The following is a 21,800-nucleotide window of genomic DNA, read 5'->3' as shown; positions in this document are numbered from 1 at the left end:
TAACTTTTAGGGGTCACTTCATTTTCAGAAGAGGTTTTTTGTTTTTAGATCCGAATTACTTCTACATTGATATAGTGTTACTTTGATATATCTTGTTCATTTCCCTATATTTCTTTTCCCAAAAGTCTGCTCTCGTGATCCCTAGCTTTACTGGTTCAAATACAGGATTTTTCCTTGCCTTATTCATCCTTTAATACTTTTAATGCTGTCTTTTTAAGGAAAAAAAGTTTAGGCAAATGATATATTATGCTGGGTATGTATTTTGTTTTGGAGCTTTATCATCATAATCCAGCGATTATAAAGATCAATTAAAAATCCAATTCCAAACATATACAACAATCCCCTGTGTCTGCGTCGTCATGAACTACTTACCTCTTTGTTATAATACAGTAACTGTCCTCGATTTGCCCATAAATCTATAGGCACAATGGGGGAATTATCGGGAAAGTTGGCGGAAATTATTAAGAAGCCCGCGGAAAATACTAACCTCCAAATAATGGCCAAACTCGGCGGAATCATCCGAGAAACCCGCGGAATACTCAACTCAAGGTAAAACATCCTAAAATAAAAAAGGCACCTTTTTAAAAGGTTACCCTCTGTAAATTAAACGAGTGATTTCGCTCTTTTTAGCGATGCTGTATATTTTATCAGCGGTACAATAACAGGTACCAGTGCACCCACCAATGCTGCAGGGACCACTTCCCATAAAACTAGCGGCGGCGTAATTAATATTCCCAACTCACGAATCGCAAACACACTTAGAAAATACAATAAACTGCCAGTAAGCCCCGTAGTCCAATTAGTTTTTCTAAATAATAAATAAATCAACGGAATGAAAAAGATTGTAATTGGAACATATGAGGTTGGATACCCAACTTCATAAAAGATCCCTTTAAAAATATAGCGGATTACAATATAAAGTACTGTCCCCATAACGGGAATCGTGAAATCCCGGCAGATTCGGATCGTAAATACCGTTAAAAGACTCACCATGAGCACGGAGTAAACTGGGTATACCCACTCAGGGATGCCGCCGAAAATTTGCGATGCCGGGTGAGAAATCAATGCTAGTATTTCTGGTGAAGCAATCGATTTTCCATGAAGGTACTGGTCATAGGAAATCGCTCCATTTTCCTGCTGCATGTTCGGAAACAGGAAGCATTCAAGCAGAAACATTGCAAACCAGGTATGCATCGACTTCCACGTTGGCTGTATGTCGTGTGTGAATTGATAATAGCCGTGCCAAACACCGAAAATCATCGTGGAAGTAGCAATATAATATATAAAATGAGTGGGACTCCAGGTTGTCAGGTCAATTCCATAAGCAATATGATAGGTAAAATCGAGTGGAATTCCGATTAGAAAAAACACATACCCGATTGTTATCAAGTTTCTTGAGAAATGGTCCATGTATTGCGACTTTCTCCACTCCTTGAATAACAAATAGCCGCCAAGGACAAAACCAATAGTATTGACAATATGAGGAATCGAATACTCTTCGAATAAATATTTAAAATGATAGGAAGCATCCCAGGCTGAACCAATAAATTTCAATAAAAAGGCAATCACCCATAAACGGTAATATTTCATTCCTTTATCTCCTCTCCTGTGTTATCCAAGAAGATCAAATGGATCTCCCAAAATTACTATTACGATATAATTAATCACAATCGCAACAGCAAATGTTATCCCCGATTTACGTACATCTTTTTGAGTAAACAGTTTATACATGAAGACAATTCCCGAGACAACTACAAAAACATTGCAAATGATACAGGTCCAAAGGGCGGTTTCACTGTGCTCCACTGCAGTTACGTGAAACAAATACAACGGCATCAAGGTTACAATTCCTCCAATTTGTAAATAAAGACGAAACTTTTATATTCTCCTCTTAATCATGACGAAATTCCTAGGAAAAGCGTTTCTGTCTTTTTTATATTATTATTTTTTTCCATTGTTTAATGTGATGCCGGCTCCTCCCGATTGGCCCCTTCCCAAGGAGCCTTAAACTAACGAGGAAAGCCCAATTAAAATTTGGCTCTGTTATAACTGAATGTTGATTTCACTGTGTTTGAAAAATAAACGGAATAATTCCGTTTAAATTGGCAGATATCCATATTTCCTTAAAAATAAAGGAAGTTTTTCCGTTTATATGATCCAAATCTTTGGATTTTGTCTTATTTAAAGCAGTTAATCGGAATATCTCCGTTTATTTCTGCTTCTTAAGCTTCCTCTATATACATTAGCCGGAAATTCTCCGCCTATGAATTCTCTTACGTAAAAGAAATCAACAATGAATAATAACAGAGCCTAAAATTTAAATAAAGACCAAGTCTAATCAGGCAATTCATTCATTTGAAACTGTACATGAAAAGAAGATGCATATGTTTATTGAAAGCAAGAATTTGTCTTACTTTTCCCATATCCATCCGGAATATAAAAGGTGCTGGAGAATTTGATATCACCACCTCATTCCCACCAGGCGGTGATTCAAATTGATTGCTGAGGTTACACAAAAAGGCGGGGTGCAGCAGTAACGAAAGTCATTTGCAGTAGTTTTTCACTGTACCCTTTGTTCATAAATGTACTATCGTATTTTTTTCTAGCGGGAATGGCTGCCGCATTATTCAATTATTTGTTGAAAATAATCTTAGTATTTCAGAATCATTGGGCAGCTGAATCAACTTTTCAAAATGCATGCCTATCTTTTCAAGCAACTTGGCTGAAGCGTGATTATCTTGAGTCGTGATGGCTACGATACGATTCAGCCCTAATGTTTGCTTACCATATTCCATTACTGCAGATGCAGCTTCATAGGCATACCCGCTTCCCCAATATTTTGGAAGAAAGGCAAAGCCAATATCTACATCTTCCAGGGAGTCTCTTTTTACAAGGCCGCATATTCCAATCGGAATGTGATCTTCCTTTCGTTCAACTAAATATAAACAAAAGCCGAATTGCTCATACATCCGAATCGATCCATTTAGTATATAGGCACGTGCCTCCTCTACGTTTCTAATACCACGATCACCAATATATTGAAGCCATGACGGATCATTAAGCAGCTCAAGGATGAATTCAGCATCGTCGGTCGTTTGTAAACGAAGAATCAGCCGTTCTGCTTCTAGAATTTTCATTATAAAATCACGAACCTTTCCAGATGGTTTCTCCATATTTTAAGGCATATTATACCAAAAACCTAAAAGATAATAGTAATCAAGCACTCCTTTATACATTAATAATATTTTTATCAGTTACCTTAACAAAAAAGGAAGCAAGAGAACCTGAAGTGGCCACTTGCTTCCTTTACCTTATTACTTTTTCTTCTCGTTAATATACAGTTTTCCATCAGCGGTTTTTCTTGATTCGTTTCCGTAAGAGTCAACTGCTTTTACTTCAATGACGGCACCGGCGGCTTTCATGTCCTTTGTTGCTGTATAGTAACCGACATAAGAACCTGGTGATACCTCCATCATTGGAAGTTCCGTGGCATTTGTCAGCCGCCCAGTATTCGTTTTTGTCAGCGGCATGTGAATCGAGAAAGATGCTTTCAATCCAGGTTCGCTTGTAAACTCAATCTTGACACTTTCACCTTTTTTCAATTCTTTATCTTCGGCCGGTTTTAGATGTTCGATATGCGGTGCAGTAAATTTAACATCAACTTTTATAGTTTTATCCGTTGTGTTACCTGCCTCGTCCTTGGCCACAACCTTGATTTGGCTGATTCCTTCATCCAGCATGATTCTAGCGGAATAGGTGCCATTTTCTACTTTTGCTTTGGTCCCATTGACCATGACCGATTGTAAATAATCATCGTTCACTTTCCCTTTAACCGTGATGGTTTCCGTATTTAATTTACTTCCATCTGCTGGTGAATCAATGGTTAACTCCGGTGCTTCAGCATCAAAGGTAATCGTTACTGGTGCAGATGCATCCGTCATGCCTTGAGAGGTAGAAGCCTTTGCTATTAGCTGGTTTTCACCCTTTTTAAGCTTTACGTCAACAGCATATGTGCCATTATCTTTTGTATTAACGGCTGCTATTTCTTCCCCTTTGTTAAAAATATGCACCTTTGTCGTTGGAGCTGCTTCACCTTTCACCGTTACCGTTTGAATGTTTGTAAATGTTCCATCAACAGGAGAAATGATCGATGGAGCTGTTACCTCATAGTCAACCACGGCACGAATCATATAGTTACCCTCTGCTTCCGGTGATTGTGTCCAAGCTCCGCTAACCAGCTGCCAGCTTCGCTTCATCTTTGGACCATTTTCATCTGTGGCCAAGCCAGGTGATTTCGTGTTCACGTCTGCTTGAATGTAAACAATATAGAAATCGCCTTCAACTAGAATTCCATGGGTGCTTAAATCTACTAATGTCCATTGACCATTTCGAAGTGCTGTTGCATCAAATGGACCAGCAATTTTTTTACCAGGCGCCCCGCCTGCCCCAGAAGCATCATAGACAGCGACTTTGAAGGCAGTCCCGCCAGGAACCGGCCATTCTGAAGTCCAGAAACGGAACAAACCTCCTGTCACTAAGGCCTTCTTCTGTCCTTCCGCTAACGACATCTTAACTGCCCAGCCATTTCCAGCATCATAAAATGCCCGTGCATTTTCGGCTGTGCCGTCGTCATAGCCAATCTCTCCTGGATAACCGATGAAAGGCTTCATATCGAAGTTTTTCTCCATATTTCCTTTCAGTTTAATCGCGGCTTCTTGGCTATAAAACCGCGGAGCAATCACTTTAAGGGTATAGTCACCTTCATAGGCAGTGATTGTAAAATGTCCGTGGGCATCAGTTTGGACAGGCTGAACAGCCGCATCCTCGACAACATATACAGTTGCCCCTGCCACTGGCTCCCCGGACGCTTGATTTTTAATCGTTCCTGATACTGTACCCTTCGCCAGTTCTTGAAGCGTAAAGTTTACTGCTGTTTCTTGATCCTGCTCAATGGTTACTGTTTTTGTTTGTGATTGATACCCGTAGCTTTCAGCAATAACCGTATATGTTCCTGTCGCATGAGAAAGTTCGAAGCTTCCATTTGCTGGATTCGTATTTACCGAACGGCCCGACTCTAATACCGTTACTTTGGCCTGCATAGGCAGCAGCATTGGTGCAGCCTTTTCCATGCCGGCATCGTTCTTCAACTTTGGCAGCATCAAGGTAAACTTATCCGGATTGACTTTTTCCTTTTTAACGGCATCGGCCACATCCTTGTCTTTTTCAACCGCCAATTTCGAATCAGCAGTTTGCGGGTTCGTAAGCGGTGTATCCGCCAGACGGACATCATCGATATACCAGCCGGCCTTCACTACACTGCCATCTGTTTTCAGATTAAAGGCAATATAAATTCTCTGCCCTGCATATTCACTTAGATTCACTTCGCCATCAATCCAGCCGTTTGACACATTATTGACGCGAAGCTTTTGAACCCAATTGATTCCATCAGTTGACACATATACATGACCGAAATCATAGTTTCTTTCTAAATCGTGCCATTGCTTAAACTGCAGATAACTGCTGCCTTGCGGTAAATCAATTGGCGGCATCTGTAATGAAGCATTAGCATTGCTCGTATAATTTCCGCTCAGATTAGTAGCATAGACCTTTTCGCCGGAAGAAGCATTACCAGGGCCGCTCGTCGGTTTGCCCCACTGCCATGAATCATTGGCACCGTACGAGGTCCATCCTTCCGGTACAGCTTCAAAATCCTGCACATAGCCGACTGTAATTCCCGGACGGACAGTAAGTGTATGTTCACTCACCGCTTCATTCCCACCGAAATCAACCGCTTTCCACTTGTAGACGAAAGCATCACCAGCAATGTCTTCTCCAGGAATAGTGACGCGGTATGCTCCATTTTTATAATCACCGCTTGTTCGCTTTGCGGCAACAGTTGTCCATGTACCATCTGGCTTTTGATATTGGACCGATACTTCTGTTACACTAGTATTGTCGGCAGCTGAGGCTTCTAACGTTAACGGCATTCCTGCGTAAACCGTGGCAGGTGCGGAATGTGTTAACACCGGTGCTTCACTGTCGTCCCCTTCTTTTGTTACCTGACCTTTTAATTTACCTAAACCTGAAATCACAGAGGAAACGGCATCATAAACATTCAATAGTCCTGAACCATACCCGTTATTTGGCGACTCCGGGAACTTATTGTCAGTTAATGGTATAGCTGTCTCCTGTAGAATCCTTTCTAAATCATCTACCGTTAGACTGGCATTAGCCTGCTTTAATAAGGCAACTGCCGCGGATACATGCGGTCCGGCCATCGAGGTCCCATTCCATCCCCCTTCATACCCGCTGCCTGGAACGGAAGAACGGATATTAACACCAGGTGCGGAAATTTCCGGCTTCATTTCTCCATATGGAGATGGTCCAAGTAAGGAAAAGCTTCCAAGTTTGTTGTTACTATCTGTTGCTCCTGTAGCGAAGGATTCAGGATAATTTGCTGGATTAGCAACTGACCCGGGACCGCCAGGATTACTTAAGGTTGTATTTCCAGCAGAAAATTCAGGGAAAATTTCGGCTGCTCTCCACGCCTGAACCATCGGACGATACCACTCATCAAGCCCAGGACCGCCGCCCCATGAATTATTAATGACATCTGGTGCCATATCAGGGTTCCCGCCCGGCGCAATCATCCAATCTCCGGCTTCTAGTAAATCGGCATCCGTCCCCCCTGCTGAAGTGAAAGCTTTAACAGCAATCCACTTGGCACCCGGAGCTACCCCGATGATATTCGACCCATTCGGCTCAGAACCGACCATTGTTCCAGTTGTATGCGTTCCGTGCCCATGATCATCATATGGAGTTGTTTGCCCTCGAACCGCATCTAACCAGCTATACGTATTATCTATTTGATCTGTAGCCGGATTATATCCACGGTATTTTTCCTTTAAGGCTGGGTGATTCCACTGGACCCCGGTATCAATCGAGCCAATAACGATTCCGCTTCCATCAATCCCCATTTCCCAAACGGCCGGGGCGCCTACGCGGTCTATATTCCACTCAATCGCTGTCGTTTCAGCAGCAGCAGGCTTTTTAACAGCTGTCATAGCGGATGTCTTTGGAACAAACAATTGGCGCGTTTCATTCGGCAGAATTTTTTCAACTTCCGCGAACTCGGCAGCCTTTTCCATTACTTCTTGGGTCGCTGTTACTGCAATGGCATTCACAATAAAGTAGGAATGAATATCCTTTGCCTTTCCAGCCTTTTTTTGTTCTTGAAGAAAAGCTAATACGTCATTCTGCGTTTCCTTTGCTTTTGCCTTTAACTCGGAAACGATGGTATTACGCTTGATAGATTTTGTTTTAGCAGGAGTCGCCTTCTGTGTTTTGGCTACTTGCTCCGCTTCTTTCGCTACTTTTACAGTATCCACCTGTTCTTTCATTTTGATAAGAAAAGTGACCTTGTCTTGATCTTCAAATTGTTTGTATAACGATTTCGTTACTTTTTGTTTAGGAGTTTGCAGCTCATCCGTTACTGAAACGCTTACACTTTTTCCAGCGGCATTTACATTCATTTGCGGCTGCAGGAGCAACGGTAAAACAAGAATAGCCGTAAGTAAAATGGATAACCAACGGTGTTGCTTTCTTTTCATCCTCTTCCCCCCTAAGTATTTTCCTCAATCAATGAATCTACTGCCCTCCTTTCTCGGCACACTCTATGTCAAAAACTAGGTGCTATTTTAAAAATAACCCTTTCATAATTGGGTGTGTGTCGAATTGCGCATCCAAAATGCAAATATTCAGAAATTTGATATTTTGGTCCATGTTGGGAAAATCGACAATATAGTGCAACCTCATGTTGACAATGAATGTTTTAAATAGAAGATAAACCCTTATGACTATTTTTTTGGGTTGTGAAAGTTAAGAGGTTCTGATTTTCTCAAAAAGCATTCTTTTTTCCTAGTTTAATGGATATATATCACCAACAACATTTACAAATATTGGTTATATTTAATTTATATTTCCCATTTCTATTTTCATAGGCGATAGTGAAATAAGGCAGGATTGTCATCGGAACCAACGGTCAACTGCTAAAAGCAGACTTACCACCTTTACTACACTCAAGTAGGACACAAAAGGTTAAATAATAGATATGACTGCATGAAATAGTCCCCATCTTTGTAGATGAGGACTATTTGTATTTTTTTAAGTATGAGGACTGGCGCGGCACAATTTACAAAATAACGAGGGTTTACAGTATCTCGCATACTTGGTGATATATGGAGAACAATATTCTTAGCAATAAATAGAAATGTGGTGTTGGTTATTAAACAATCAGATTCAATTACAGCAGTTCATATGATTTTGTTGGCGATGACGGCAATTGGTTTAAAAAATCATGTGTTTGTCATTTCCCCTTTAATTGATACTTCTGGAAGAGATGCGTGGCTGACGGTTCTGCTAACATTATTTCCAACCATCCTTTGGATTCCGTTAATTCTTTATATTCATAAGAAGGCCAATAAACAGCCGCTTTTTCTTTGGTTATCAAATTTGATTGGTCCTACACTATCAAAGGTTTTAGCCTTTCTTTTGATGTGCTATCTCATCATATTGTCTAGTGTTTCATTAAGAGAGACGATTACATGGACAAATATTACCTTTTTACCTACAACACCTCCAATTGTACTGGTCATCGTTTTTGTTTTTATTTGCTGGATGTTAGCTGGAAATAATTTACGTACTATCAGCATGCTTAACGTATTTCTATTGTTTTTTATTACTATATTTGGTCTTTTTGTTGCTATAGCAAATATTCAACATAAACAGCCATCATTATTACTGCCGATTTTGGAGCATGGCTACAGTCGTGTCTTTGATGGCATGATTTATCAAGCTTCCGGTATGTCAGAAATTTTTTTCTTTCTTTTATTGCAGCACAAAATTGAAACGCCAATCCGGTTCCGTCATTACTTAATCATTACGCTTATTCTAACAGTGCTAACTTTAGGACCTTTGATTGGAGCCATCATTGAATTCGGACCTACGGAGGCATCTATACAAAGATTTCCCCCCTATGAAGAATGGGGGCTTGTCTCCATTGGCAGATACATCGAACATGTTGATTTCCTTTCTATTTATCAATGGTTATCAGGGGTTTTTATTCGAATTTCCTTGTTATTGTTTATCATTAAGGAATTCTCCATTTTAAACCCCAAACACTGGGAAAGCAGAAGCTTATTGTTCTCTTCAGCGGTAACAGGTCTTTTAACGTTGATTCCCATTACTGATCATCAATTTATTGCTTTGCTTAGAACCTTTATTCTTCCATCAACATTTTGGTTATTTTTTAGCTTCTCAATATTCTTAAGTTTAGCTGCCCTCATTCAAGTAATTGGAAAACGGAGGTCAACAAATGCAGTTTAAAAAGCTTTCTGCTAATAAAATACAAGATTCAGGGACTATAACGAACAGTAAAGAAGAGAAGACTTTCCTTCTTAGTGAACAAGCCTTAAGAAAAACATTTAAAGACAGTTCCGATGTTGTTTTTTTTAATCTTCAGTTCCAAAAGTACCTTGTTACCCTTGTGTATTGTAATGGACTTGTTAGTAATGAAATGTTATATAAAACGGTTCCTTCACGCCTTGAGAAATTCTTTCTGGATAGTCCGAATGAAATAAATGAAGAGACCCTTCATTCTCTTAAATTACCTACCTTAACACATATTGAAACAATTGAAAAATCTGAAGATGAGGTATTCTCGGGTAAGGTATTATTGGTTTTCCAAGGAGATCATCAAGTTTATTCTGTTGACATATCCGATCAACCGAAAAGAAATCCTGAAGAAGGAAATATGGAAATTAGTATTAAAGGACCAAGGGATAACTTCATTGAGGATATCTCTGTCAATTATGCATTAATCAGAAAGAGATTGCGTTCAACATCGCTTCTTAGCGAATCGTTTGAAATTGGCAAGAGAACAAGAACTAAGGTCATACTTTTATATATAAAGGATATAGCGAACCTGGAAATCATTGACCAGCTTAGAAAAAAATTAAATGAAATTGATATCGATGGCTTATATAGCGGGATGCAGCTGGAAGGGTTAATCAATGATAATCCTTATTCCATATTTCCTAGGCATACCTATACAGGGAGACCGGATTTCGCTGTACAGTCATTATTAACCGGCAGATTTGTTGTCTTTATTGATGGCGTTCCATATGCCTATATTGCTCCTGTTAACCTTTTTTTCCTTTTAAAGGCAGCTGAAGATTCTGAAACAAACTATTTCTACAATGCTTTCCAGAGGATAATGAGAGCCTTTGGTATATCTGTTGCCGCTTTTCTGCCGGGATTCTGGGTAGCTTTGACGTCGTTTCATCAAAATCAGCTTCCATTTACCTTATTAGCCACTGTCATTGAATCAAGAAGAGGAGTTCCATTTCCAACGGCTTTGGAAGCTATCCTGATGCTTGTATTATTCGAAGTATTTAGGGAGGCGGGGCTAAGACTGCCCGTTTCTATTGGTCAAACCTTAAGTGTCATCGGAGGACTCATTATTGGTGATGCCGCTATAAGAGCCGGACTGACAAACCCTGCTATGTTAGTGGTAATCGCCGCCTCTACGATTGCTACCTTTACGTTAGTCAATCAAGCGCTTGTTGGGGCTGTCTCTTTATTACGCTTTGTCGTGATTATTTTTTCTGCAACGCTCGGCTTTTTTGGGTTCTTTACTTCGATATTCTTGATTGGAACAGTTGTAGCAAAAATTCAATCGTTTGACCTGCCGTATCTGCAAGTAGCAGAAAGGCTCAGCCTGAGATATGTATTAAAATCGATTATAAGAATACCTGTTAAAAAAGATGATACACGCCCAGGCTCCATAAACCCACCAGATCCAACAAAGCAAGGTGGCAGTACATGAAATGGGTCCAAAACAAGAAAGGATATCTGCTCCCTGTTTTATTAGCCATTTTCATTCTTACAGGCTGCTGGGATTCGAATGAAACAGAAAGAATGGTATATGTTCAAGGAGTAGGTATTGACTATAAAAATGGGAAATATACAGTTTATGCCCAAATTGTTAATACTTCAACCACAGCCAAAACGGAATCAATGGGCGGACCCAGTCCTGCAAAAATTGTAGTAGGTCATGCATCTGGTAATACACTGAACCAGGCAATGTTTAATTTGTATAGTTCATCTCAGCGCCGATTATTTTGGGGCCACTTATCTTATATCGTTTTAACGGAGGAAACATTAAAGCAAACAAGTATTCAGGCAACAATTGATCAATTTGATCGCTATCGGGAAACTCGTTATAGTATTCATTTCTATGCGACCAAGGATCCTTTATCAGAAATCTTAAAAAGCCTTCCACCGTTAGAGATGACAACTTACCTATCTAGATTGGGTGATCCCCAAGCCGCCTATGAGCAAAGATCTGTTATTCGTCCGCTGAATTTAAGAGAATTATTAATTGCCTTAAATGAACCTCCCCACGAAGCCGTTATTCCTTATATTAGATTAGCCAAGGAAACATGGGAAACAGAAACCAAACCCATTCCAATTATTGAATTTGCGGGAGCAGCACTTCTTACAAGGGACGGTATAAAAAAGATCATTCCTTTCCAACAATTCAAAGGCTTGAGATGGTTAAATAGTGATTTACAAAGAGAAGAAATTACTTTAACCAATGATTTGTCAGATGTCAGCCTAGTAGTAACAAATTTGAAAATCAAGAAAAAACCAATAATAACTGGAAAGACGGTTAAATTCCAGCTATCTTTGGATGCCACTGCTACCCTTGCCGAAATTTTAAAAACAGAACCATTACCCAAAATAGAGCGGGAAGCCGAAAAATTATTAAAAACCCAAATTCATGACACATATCTTACCGGATTACAAAACAATATTGACATTTATCGCTTATCCGAAGATGTTTATCGTAAAAATATGAAAGCGTGGAAGAGATTGGAACAAAACGGAAAAATACCATTAAAAGATAACAGTTTACAAAAAATTAAGGTCAGAATGAAAATTATTCATGGAGAAAAGCAGAAAATGAAACCGACACTATAAACAAGGAGGCCGCAAATGGGAAATAACCGGAATAGGATTCTTCTATTTTTCCCTTTTTTACTCACTTGTTCCCTTCTCTCTGGCTGCTGGGATACAAACGAGTCAGAAAGAATGGTTTATGTTCAAGGTCTCGGTGTTGACTATAATGGTTACCAGTATACAATTTACATTCAAATTATCAATACTTCATTGACAGCAAAATCAGAAGCTAGGGGTGATATTACTGAAACCAAAGTGGTAGTAGGCCACGCCTCTGGTAAAACACTGAACGAAGCCGCCTTTAATTTATATGCATCCATCCAGCGTAGATTATTCTGGGGCCATTTATCTTTCATTGTTTTTTCAGAACAAGCTTTAAAAAACGGAGACCTTCGAGCAACGATTGATCGTTTTGACCGGTATCGGGAAACACGGTATAGTTTAAACTTATATGCGACCAAAGAGCCTTTATCTAAAGTTCTCAAAAGCTATCCTCCATTAAGTATGACAACTGCACTTTCCAGATTAGGCGATCCCAAAGCTAGCTATGAACAAAGATCTTTTATTCGCCCACTAGATATGAGAGAATTTTTAATCGCTTTAAACGAACCTCCCCATGAGGCTATTATTCCTTATATTCGGTTAACGAAGAATACATGGGAAACTGAGACAACTGTCAGCCCGTTGATTGAATTTGCTGGAGTGGCTGCCCTAACCAAAAACAGATTAAAAGAAGTGATGCCCTTTAAAAACGTAAAAGGCTTAAGATGGATGAATAAAGATTTTAAGCGGGAGGAAATCAGTTTAACAAAAGAGTTATCGAACATCAGTTTAATCGCCTGGAAAATAAAGCTGAAGAAAAAACCGATAGTAAAAGATGGTAATATCCAGTTTCAACTCTCGTTAGATGTTACGACTTCACTATCAGAAATGGTAAGTCCCGAACGATTGGCCAAAATAGAGCAGGAAGCAGAAAAGTTAATAGCAGCAGAAATAAAAGATACATATCTTGAAGGATTAGAACATCAGATAGATATATATCGATTATCAGAGGTAGTTTACCGTAAAAAAGTGAAAGCTTGGAAACGTGTGGAACAACACGGGAAAATCCCTTTAACAAAGGATAGTTTACAAAAAATCACAGTGAAAGTTAAACTCCTCCAAGGGGAAAAGCAAAAAATGCGACCGACCATATAAGAGGAAAACCTCTTTCCGTAGTGGAAAGAGGTTTTTTCTGTATTGCTTTTAAACGGAAGCATTTAGGCTTTACTTTATTAATACAATTCAGAAGTTGTTTTGGCTTGCATGTGTAATAATAGGTAATCTGGGCCGCCTGCTTTAGAGTCTGTTCCTGACATATTGAAGCCGCCGAATGGCTGGTAGCCAACAATCGCACCTGTACAGCCGCGGTTGAAATAAAGGTTACCAACATGGAAGTCTTCACGTGCCTGTTCCATGTGTGCACGGTTTGTCGTGATCACAGCACCTGTTAAGCCGTATTCGGTATTATTGGCAATCTCCAGCGCTTCATCGAAATTCTTCGCTTTTGAGAAACCAACCACTGGTCCGAAGATTTCTTCCTGCATAATTCGGGCTTTTGGATCAAGGTCGGCTACGACAGTTGGTTTAATGAAGAAGCCTTTAGAATCGTCCCCTTCGCCGCCAGTCATTACCTTGCCCTCTTGCTTGCCGATTTCAATATACTCCATAATTTTCTTGTAGGCACTGCTATCAATAACTGGTCCCATAAAATTGCCTTGTTCAGTTGGGTTGCCAATTGTTAATTGATTCGTCAGTTCTACAACACGGTTTAATACTTGATCATAAACATCCTCAACAACGATTGCACGGGAACATGCAGAACATTTTTGCCCGGAGAAACCGAATGCAGACGCAACGATTGATTGTGCAGCCAGCTCAAGGTCAGCTTCACGATCAACTACAATGGTATCTTTACCGCCCATTTCTGCAATCAAACGCTTCATCCAGATTTGACCTGGATTCACTTTAGATGACCGTTCAAAAATTCGAAGTCCAACATCGCGTGAACCAGTAAAGCTGATGAAACGGGTATCTTTGTGATCGACTAAATAATCGCCCACTTCGGCGCCGCTGCCAGGGACAAAGTTTAATACGCCTTTAGGCAGACCTGCTTCTTCCATCACTTCTACAAATTTCGCTGCAACAACTGGAGTAGTGGAAGCTGGTTTTAATAAAACTGTATTTCCGGAAACAATCGCAGCAACGGTTGTTCCAGCCATAATAGCTAATGGGAAATTCCATGGTGAAATGATAATACCGACACCAAGTGGAATATAGTGATAACGGTTAAATTCATTTGGACGGCTTTGTACCGGTACACCGTCTTTAAGTGCCAGCATTTGACGTCCATAGTATTCTAGGAAATCAATTGCTTCCGCTGTATCTGCATCTGCCTCTCTCCATGGTTTTCCTGCTTCTTTTGTTAAAAGCGCAGAAAACTCATGTTTACGTCGGCGAATAATTGTCGCTGCTTTAAACAGTACATCAGCGCGGACCTCTGCCTTTGTTTTTCTCCATGTTTTAAATGCTTCAACAGCTGCCTGCATCGCTTTTTCAGCTAACTCTTGGTTTGCTTTTGATGCGCGGCCGATGACTTCTTCATTATTGGCTGGATTATAAGAAACGATTTTTTCCTCGGTAGAAATTCTTTCTCCGCCGATCAGCAGATCATAGTCTTGCCCTAAATAGCTTTCAACTGTTTTTAATCCTTGAAGATAGGCCTGACGGTTTTCTTCCAGTGAAAAATCTGTAAATGGTTCATGCTTGTAAGGTTGTACCATTCCTAAAAACCCCTCCTTATGTATTAAAACGTTTACATCCATATCCATTCTACATGAATCATTTTAGAACAGCAAATAGTAGAAAGGCAAAAAAATATCCGGCAAAATTGCCGGAATTATTGATAAATATAAACAAACGGTTCCGTTTCATTGGCTTTTTTAACAATAAGAGCCTCCGGTCCGTCAACAGAGGTAACACTTACGGAAACGGATAGATATTTAGGGAAATATTGCATAACCAGTCCTGCAACATATTGGGTAAACCCTACCCCTTCTGTTTTCCCGTAGAATTGGATTGGAATCGTGATATTTAAATCCTGCATTTCATCCCCAATGTAAAAAGCTCTGCCGATTACACCGTTAAAGTTTGGAAAATACTCCTCCACATCCTGCTTAAAATTCAAAAACGAAATCATATCATCACGGTGATCGTTTTGCGCAGCCGTTGAAGGGAATAAATAATATTTCTCATTTACCTTTTCCCAATTATTTAAACTTGAACTTCCACTATCAACAGTTGTGTAGGCGATGAAATTACCTGGAACGACGGACGATTTCGTTTCCTGTTTAAATATCGCAATGGTAATTGGAATTTCTGAAAGTGATTTTGTTTGCCGCATCCTTTTTACAACTTCGGCAGCAATCTTCTTCCCTTCACTTTCCATTTCTGCTTTAGAAATGTTTTCTTCCTTTTCAACAGTGCCAGCGCCGACAGGAACTTTGTAATAATAGGTAGAATTCATTGCCAGCCCAATGGTAACTCCCGCTAATTTGACATTACCTTTGTCATCTTTTGTCAAATAATCATGCTCCAATATATGGGCCAAATAAATCGGTGAACTTGGATTAGCAACCGTGCCTGTATTAACCGGGTTTAATCCGATATTATCTGCTTCCTTCAATTTATTTTCCTTTAGCTGCTCTTTTGTATATTTGCGGTTTAACCATAACCGAACCTTGTCAGCTTTTATTTCCTGCCCCTCACGGAAATAGTACTTTTCCGTATCAAAGCTGTGCTGGGCAATACGCATTAAACCCATTTCAAATTCATTTAAATCATATCTCGTATTAATATTATTGACGACCAACCCGCGGGCCTGCCCTGGTTCGAAAGGCAGGATTGTCCGATAATATTTGTCTGAAATATTATATTTTGGAATAATTGCCTTTCCCTTTGTCTTCTCTTTTGTTTGAACCTCTTCATTTTGCTTTCCAAAATTGGGTGCACAGGCACTAAGCAAAAAAACGAGGGCAAGGGCAAGCAATGAGAGTTTTCTCATATAATCGGTACACCTCTTACTTATTTAATTCTTCCAGCAGCTTCTCTTCGTCCCACACTTCAATTCCTAAGTCCTGTGCCTTGGCAAGCTTCGAGCCAGCATCTGCACCAGCAATAACCAAATGTGTCTTTTTGCTGACACTCCCGGCAACATTCCCCCCAAGGGCTTCGATTTTTTCTTTTGCTTCATTCCTCGATAATTGTTCAAGTTTTCCGGTAAGAACAACCGTTTTTCCAGCAAAAGTAGAATCAGAATCCGCAGCCGAAACAGGTTTTGCCCCTTTATATTCCATGTTTACACCAACCGCCATTAACTCCAGTATAAGCTCCTTCGCTTCTTCCTGCTCGAAAAAGCTGACAATGGAATCAGCCATTTTATCGCCGATTTCATTAATTGAAATTAACTCCTCTTTCGAAGCCGCAGCTAATTTTTCCATCTCGCCAAATTCGATGGCCAGCGTCTTGGCAGCTTTTGCACCAACATGGCGGATACCTAGACCGAACAGCAATTTTTCAAGCGAATTGTTCTTGGACGCCTCAATCGCCGCTAACAGGTTAGAAACAGACTTTTCACCCATTCTTTCAAGTGCTAACAGCTGCTCACGGGTTAGTTTATAAATATCAGCCACATCGCCGATTAACTTTTCCGCAAACAACTGACTGATGACTTTTTCCCCAAGGCCATCAATATTCATTGCATCGCGGGAAACAAAGTGAATCAGCCCCTCACGGATTTGCGCCGGGCATTTCGGATTAATACAGCGTAATGCAACTTCACCTTCAAGGCGAACAAGCTCGCTCTCACACTCCGGACAATGTGTTGGCATATGGAAATCAATTTCAGCACCTGTCCGCTGGTCAGCTAACACATTGACGACTTCCGGAATAATATCTCCTGCCTTTTTAACGACCACCTTATCGCCAATTTTGATATCCTTTTCGCGAATTAGATCTTCGTTGTGGAGAGAAGCACGCTGTACAGTTGTACCAGCCACCTTAACAGGTGTAAGAATCGCTGTTGGTGTAACAACGCCCGTTCTGCCTACGCTGAGCTCAATATCTAAAAGAGTGGTGACCACTTCTTCAGCAGGGAATTTATAAGCAATTGCCCAGCGTGGGCTTTTTGCCGTTGTACCAAGCTCGTCCTGCTGATCAAGCGAATCAACCTTAATCACAATTCCGTCAATCTCATACGGAAGATGCGGCCGTTTCTCGACCCAGCCATTGACAAACTCAATTACTTCATCAATTGTCGCACATTTGCGTCGCTCTTTATTTGTTTTAAAACCTAGATAGTCCAAATAGTCCAGACCGCCGCTATGGGATTCAGCCCCAATTGCTTCAGGGTTACCAATTCCATACAAAAAGACATCCAGCCTTCTTGAAGCAGCAATTTTTGGGTCCAGCTGCCTAAGCGAACCTGCCGCCGCATTTCTAGGGTTAGCAAACAGCTCCTCACCGCGTTCCTTTCTTGCTTCGTTCAATGCTTCAAATGAGCGTTTCGGCATGAAGGCTTCGCCGCGGACTTCAATAGAAACGGCTTCCTTTAATCGCAGCGGTACCGATTTAATCGTTTTTAAATTGGCGGAAATATCCTCACCGATTGTCCCGTCCCCACGGGTTGCACCTTGTGCAAATTGACCATTCTCATATCTTAGCGAAACAGCAAGACCATCTATTTTAAGCTCACAAACGTAGGAGACATTTTCCCCGACCGCTTGGCGGACTCTGCGGTCAAAATCACGCAAATCCTGTTCATTAAAGGCATTTCCTAAGCTTAGCATCGGAATCCGGTGCTCGACTTTTTCAAACATGTCAAGTACTGCCCCGCCCACACGCACCGTCGGAGAATCCGGAGTCACAAGCCCCGGAAACTGCTCCTCGAGCGTCAACAGCTCCTGCATAAGAAGGTCATATTCCGCATCCGGTACAGACGGCTTATCTAACACATAATATTCATAACCATATTGATTTAATAGATTTCTCAGTTCCTCTATTCTTGTTTCAGCGGTTTGAAGGTCCATACATTCAGCCCTTTCCTATCTATATCCCATATAATATGACTCCAACAACGGATGATTGGTTTCGATTCCTTACGTAGAAATCAAGTCGATTTTACTCATTAAGCCTTTTTAATAGGCGCAAATTTAGCAAGGAGACGCTTAACACCGACCGGACTTGGAAAAGCAATATCAAGCTCAGTGCCCTCGCCCTGACCTTTGACACTAACGACCGTTCCAATTCCCCATTTACCGTGTTCGGCTTTATCGCCGACTTTCCAATCAGCATTTTCTCCGCCGGATGCAGCCGGTCGCATCACCGGTTTTCTTGGTGCTGCAGGAGAACCGAATGAAGCTCTGGATCCTGATGCAAATGAAGAGGATCCCGCGCTGCTGCCAAACGAACGTAAACCATACGGGGTTCTTTTTTCCGCCTCGGCTCCTTCTAAAAGATCTTCCGGAATTTCACTGATGAAACGTGATGCTGGATTCATGTTAGTACGACCAAATAAAGTTCTCATTTGGGCATTGGTAAGGAATAGGCTTTGCTCCGCCCTTGTAATGCCGACATAAGCCAGGCGCCGCTCTTCTTCCATTTCGGCTTCTTCCATTAATGAACGGCTGTGCGGGAACACCCCTTCTTCCATCCCAATTAAAAAGACAACCGGGAATTCCAATCCTTTAGCTGAGTGCAAGGTCATAAGGACAATCGAATCCGCTTTTTCTCCCTCATCATCCATTGAATCAATGTCCGCCACTAAAGCCAAATCTGTTAAGAAGGCCACAAGGCTTTTATCCTCATTAACCGCTTCGAAGTTTTTCGTTACCGACAATAATTCTTCAAGGTTCTCTAATCGGCTTTGGGCTTCCAATGACTTCTCTGCCTTCAGCATTTCCGAGTAGCCTGTCTTCTCTAATACTTCTTCAACTAATTCAGTAACAGAAAGGAATTCCTGCATTTGCGTGTAATTTTTGATTAAATCCCTGAATTCTCTTGCAGACTTTGTAATTTTCGGGCTTAATCCCAGCAATTCAATCGAATCAAGCGCTTGAAAAATAGAAATATCATGAGTCACAGCAAAGTTCGCGATTTTATCAAAAGAGCTCGCGCCAATGCCGCGTTTTGGTACATTAATAATCCGCTGCAGGCTGATATCGTCATCTGGATTGGAAATAAGCCGTAAATACGCAAGCATATCTTTAATTTCTTTGCGGTCATAGAATTTGGTTCCGCCAACAATCTGATAGCCGATGTTCGATTTTAACAGCACTTCCTCCATGACACGCGACTGGGCATTCGTGCGGTAAAGGATAGCAATATCGGACAATTTATATTTATTGTCACGGGTTAATTCTTTAATTTTCCCAGCAACAAATTGGGCTTCACTCTGCTCACTGTCGGCACGGTAATAGACGATTTTATTTCCTTCCGGATTCTCCGTCCACAGGTTTTTCGCTTTGCGGTTAAAATTATTTTCAATAACCTTGTTAGCCGCTAACAGGATTCGTTTCGTTGAACGGTAGTTTTGCTCAAGAAGAATGACCGCAGCGTTTGGATAGTCCTTTTCAAATGATAGGATATTGGCAATGTCCGCGCCACGCCAAGCGTATATTGACTGATCTGAGTCACCGACAACACAGAGATTTCTGAAGCGGCTTGCTAATAGCTTAACAAGCAAATACTGCGCTTTGTTCGTGTCTTGATACTCATCAACATGAATATATTGAAACTTGCGCTGGTAATATTCTAATACTTCCGGTACCCGCTGGAATAATTGGATGGTTTTCATGATTAGATCATCAAAATCTAGGGCCTGATTTTTGCGCAGGCGCTTTTGATATTCTTCGTACACATCACTGACAACTTGTTCATAATAGCCGCCGGACAGTTTAGAAAATTCTTCTGGATCGAGTAATTCATTTTTTGCCGAGCTGATGGAACCGAGGATGGCGCGCGAATCAAATTTTTTCGGATCAATATTTTTATCTTTTAAAATACCTTTAATCACCGATTGCTGATCGGTTGTATCTAGGATTGTAAAATTACGGTTAAAGCCGATGCGGTCGATGTCTCTGCGTAAAATTCTCACGCACATCGAGTGGAAAGTAGAAATCCAAATTTCCTCAGCTGCACCGCCCATCATTTTGGCAATTCTATCCTTCATTTCCCGAGCCGCTTTGTTTGTGAAGGTAATCGCTAAAATGTTATAGGGATTCACACGTTTTTCCACAATTAAATAGCCAATACGGTGTGTCAAGACTCTAGTCTTACCACTTCCGGCACCGGCCATAATCAGCAGCGGCCCGTCTGTAGCCTTTACTGCCTTTTGCTGTTCTGGGTTTAATCCGTTTAAAAGCTTATCAGTTAAGTATTGCAAATTCTTCCACCACCATAACAAACATTTGTTCTTATTTTATCGTTTATATTATATTCTAGCAAATTTTAACGGACAGCCATAATGGTTTCTAATGCTTGGTCAAAATCTTCATAAATAGCATTACCCACGACGATTACATCGGCATGCTTGGCCATTTCCGCTGCTTGTTCAACTGTAGAAATGCCGCCTCCATAAAAAAGAGTTGTCTTTTCGAGTGTTTGACTCACTTCGGCAACTAAATCAGGGTCGCCGTATTTCCCGCTATATTCTACATAGAAGATTGGCAGACGAAACATTTTCTCCGCCATCATCGCATACGCTTTTACATCATCAGTTGATAAATGGGCATCGGCTGTTGTCAGTTGAGCTGCTTTGCAGTCCTCATTTAGAATGCAGTAACCTTCCATGATCAACTCATCCCAATTCATGATTTCACCAAATTCCTTTACAGCTTGATGGTGAAGCCCGGTAACCCATTTAGGGTCGCTGCTGTTTAAAACCGTAGGGATAAAATAAAGGTCAAAACCCGGAGTAACCGTTTCGATGGTAGAAACCTCCAGCACACACGGAACGGTATAGCGGCGAATCCGCGCCATTAAATCCAGAACATCCTCAAGCGTAACACCGTCCGTCCCGCCTACAATAACAGCATCCGTTCCTGATTCACAAATTTTTTCTAGTTTTTCATCCGAAATTTCTTTATTTGGATCGAGTTTAAACACATGGCGCCACTGGCTAACATCGTACATCTATTAGATCCTCCCACTTTCATTTCCATTACACCATTATAGCATTTGCAGAATCGATTAAAAAAGAAAACAGTAAATCTAGAGTTGGAAATATATAGGGGTGGGCTGGATATCTGCGGGTATTTGGGATAAATCTGCGACTTTAGACGATATTCTGCAAGTTCGCACAATATATCTACGGTTCTATTTCAAAAAGAAAAACCGAAGACTAGTATCTCCGGTTTGCTTATTCCTCTTCTTTTTTACTGTCCTGTTCTTTAAGCCGCTCAAGTACCATTTCATACGTATCGTTTCCAAAGTTCAAGCAGCGTTTTACTCGTGAAATCGTTGCTGTGCTTGCACCTGTTTCACTTTCAATTTTATGATACGTATTTCCTTCACGAAGCATTCTGGCTACATCCAGACGCTGGGATAATGACTGAATCTCATTTATCGTACATAAATCATCAAAAAATCGATAGCATTCTTCGAGATCTTTCAATGAAAGAATCGACTTAAATAATTGATCGAGCTCTTTGCCTCGTAATTTATTAATTTGCATATATTCTTTA

The 21,800-nt window shown here is 40.7% G+C and carries 14 protein-coding genes; 4 read left to right on the top strand and 10 right to left on the bottom strand.

What is annotated here, in order from left to right; genetic code table 11:
* Nucleotides 1-603: 603 nt before the first annotated feature.
* The 4 genes from IE222_RS23970 to IE222_RS23955 all read right to left on the bottom strand — a co-directional run bounded on the left by IE222_RS23970 (nucleotide 604) and on the right by IE222_RS23955 (nucleotide 7,610).
* Complete coding sequence (locus IE222_RS23970) at nucleotides 604-1,590, bottom strand: hypothetical protein (protein ID WP_191276913.1); 987 nt, start codon at nucleotides 1,588-1,590, stop codon at nucleotides 604-606.
* A gap of 21 nt (nucleotides 1,591-1,611) precedes the next feature.
* A complete protein-coding gene (locus tag IE222_RS23965) occupies nucleotides 1,612-1,839 on the bottom strand; it encodes a hypothetical protein (RefSeq protein WP_191276912.1) in 228 nt (75 codons plus the stop codon).
* Between the two features lie 788 nt (nucleotides 1,840-2,627).
* Nucleotides 2,628-3,137, bottom strand: coding sequence for a GNAT family N-acetyltransferase (locus IE222_RS23960; RefSeq protein WP_191276911.1), 510 nt, complete (start codon nucleotides 3,135-3,137; stop codon nucleotides 2,628-2,630).
* A 177-nt stretch (nucleotides 3,138-3,314) separates the two neighbouring features.
* The gene (locus IE222_RS23955; protein WP_191276910.1) at nucleotides 3,315-7,610 is read right to left on the bottom strand and encodes a S8 family serine peptidase; all 4,296 of its coding nucleotides are present in this window, start codon (nucleotides 7,608-7,610) and stop codon (nucleotides 3,315-3,317) included.
* A 664-nt stretch (nucleotides 7,611-8,274) separates the two neighbouring features.
* Here IE222_RS23955 and IE222_RS23950 point away from each other — a divergent pair.
* The 4 genes from IE222_RS23950 to IE222_RS23935 are packed head-to-tail and all read left to right on the top strand — an operon-like array spanning nucleotide 8,275 to nucleotide 13,218.
* The gene (locus IE222_RS23950; RefSeq protein ID WP_223282875.1) at nucleotides 8,275-9,384 is read left to right on the top strand and encodes a GerAB/ArcD/ProY family transporter; all 1,110 of its coding nucleotides are present in this window, start codon (nucleotides 8,275-8,277) and stop codon (nucleotides 9,382-9,384) included.
* Complete coding sequence (locus IE222_RS23945) at nucleotides 9,374-10,885, top strand: spore germination protein (protein ID WP_191276909.1); 1,512 nt, start codon at nucleotides 9,374-9,376, stop codon at nucleotides 10,883-10,885. The genes IE222_RS23950 and IE222_RS23945 overlap by 11 nt, the downstream gene beginning before the upstream one ends.
* Nucleotides 10,882-12,042, top strand: coding sequence for a Ger(x)C family spore germination protein (locus IE222_RS23940; RefSeq protein WP_191276908.1), 1,161 nt, complete (start codon nucleotides 10,882-10,884; stop codon nucleotides 12,040-12,042). Before IE222_RS23945 ends, IE222_RS23940 begins: the two co-directional genes overlap by 4 nt.
* 15 nt (nucleotides 12,043-12,057) lie before the next feature.
* Nucleotides 12,058-13,218, top strand: a complete 1,161-nt coding sequence (locus IE222_RS23935) for a Ger(x)C family spore germination protein (protein ID WP_191276907.1) — start codon at nucleotides 12,058-12,060, stop codon at nucleotides 13,216-13,218.
* Nucleotides 13,219-13,295: 77 nt separating this feature from the next.
* On the opposite strand, the gene pruA is transcribed toward IE222_RS23935, so the two are convergent.
* From pruA to IE222_RS23905, 6 genes are all read right to left on the bottom strand, one after another.
* The gene (pruA, locus tag IE222_RS23930) at nucleotides 13,296-14,843 is read right to left on the bottom strand and encodes an L-glutamate gamma-semialdehyde dehydrogenase (protein WP_191276906.1); all 1,548 of its coding nucleotides are present in this window, start codon (nucleotides 14,841-14,843) and stop codon (nucleotides 13,296-13,298) included.
* A gap of 116 nt (nucleotides 14,844-14,959) precedes the next feature.
* The gene (locus tag IE222_RS23925) at nucleotides 14,960-16,123 is read right to left on the bottom strand and encodes a CamS family sex pheromone protein (RefSeq protein WP_191276905.1); all 1,164 of its coding nucleotides are present in this window, start codon (nucleotides 16,121-16,123) and stop codon (nucleotides 14,960-14,962) included.
* Nucleotides 16,124-16,139: 16 nt separating this feature from the next.
* Complete coding sequence (gene ligA / locus IE222_RS23920) at nucleotides 16,140-18,146, bottom strand: NAD-dependent DNA ligase LigA (protein ID WP_191276904.1); 2,007 nt, start codon at nucleotides 18,144-18,146, stop codon at nucleotides 16,140-16,142.
* Nucleotides 18,147-18,244: 98 nt separating this feature from the next.
* Complete coding sequence (gene pcrA, locus IE222_RS23915; RefSeq protein WP_191276903.1) at nucleotides 18,245-20,500, bottom strand: DNA helicase PcrA; 2,256 nt, start codon at nucleotides 20,498-20,500, stop codon at nucleotides 18,245-18,247.
* A gap of 65 nt (nucleotides 20,501-20,565) precedes the next feature.
* A complete protein-coding gene (pcrB, locus tag IE222_RS23910) occupies nucleotides 20,566-21,249 on the bottom strand; it encodes a heptaprenylglyceryl phosphate synthase (RefSeq protein WP_191276902.1) in 684 nt (227 codons plus the stop codon).
* 226 nt (nucleotides 21,250-21,475) lie between these two features.
* Nucleotides 21,476-21,790: a YerC/YecD family TrpR-related protein gene (locus IE222_RS23905; RefSeq protein ID WP_191276901.1), complete on the bottom strand. Its 315-nt coding sequence runs from the start codon at nucleotides 21,788-21,790 to the stop codon at nucleotides 21,476-21,478.
* Nucleotides 21,791-21,800 lie beyond the last annotated feature (10 nt).

This window comes from Neobacillus kokaensis (assembly GCF_014656545.1).
Lineage (GTDB): Bacteria > Bacillota > Bacilli > Bacillales > Cytobacillaceae > Neobacillus > Neobacillus kokaensis.
The sequence above is the reverse complement of the archived record's forward strand: the minus strand, read 5'-3'. Positions and strand labels throughout refer to the sequence as shown.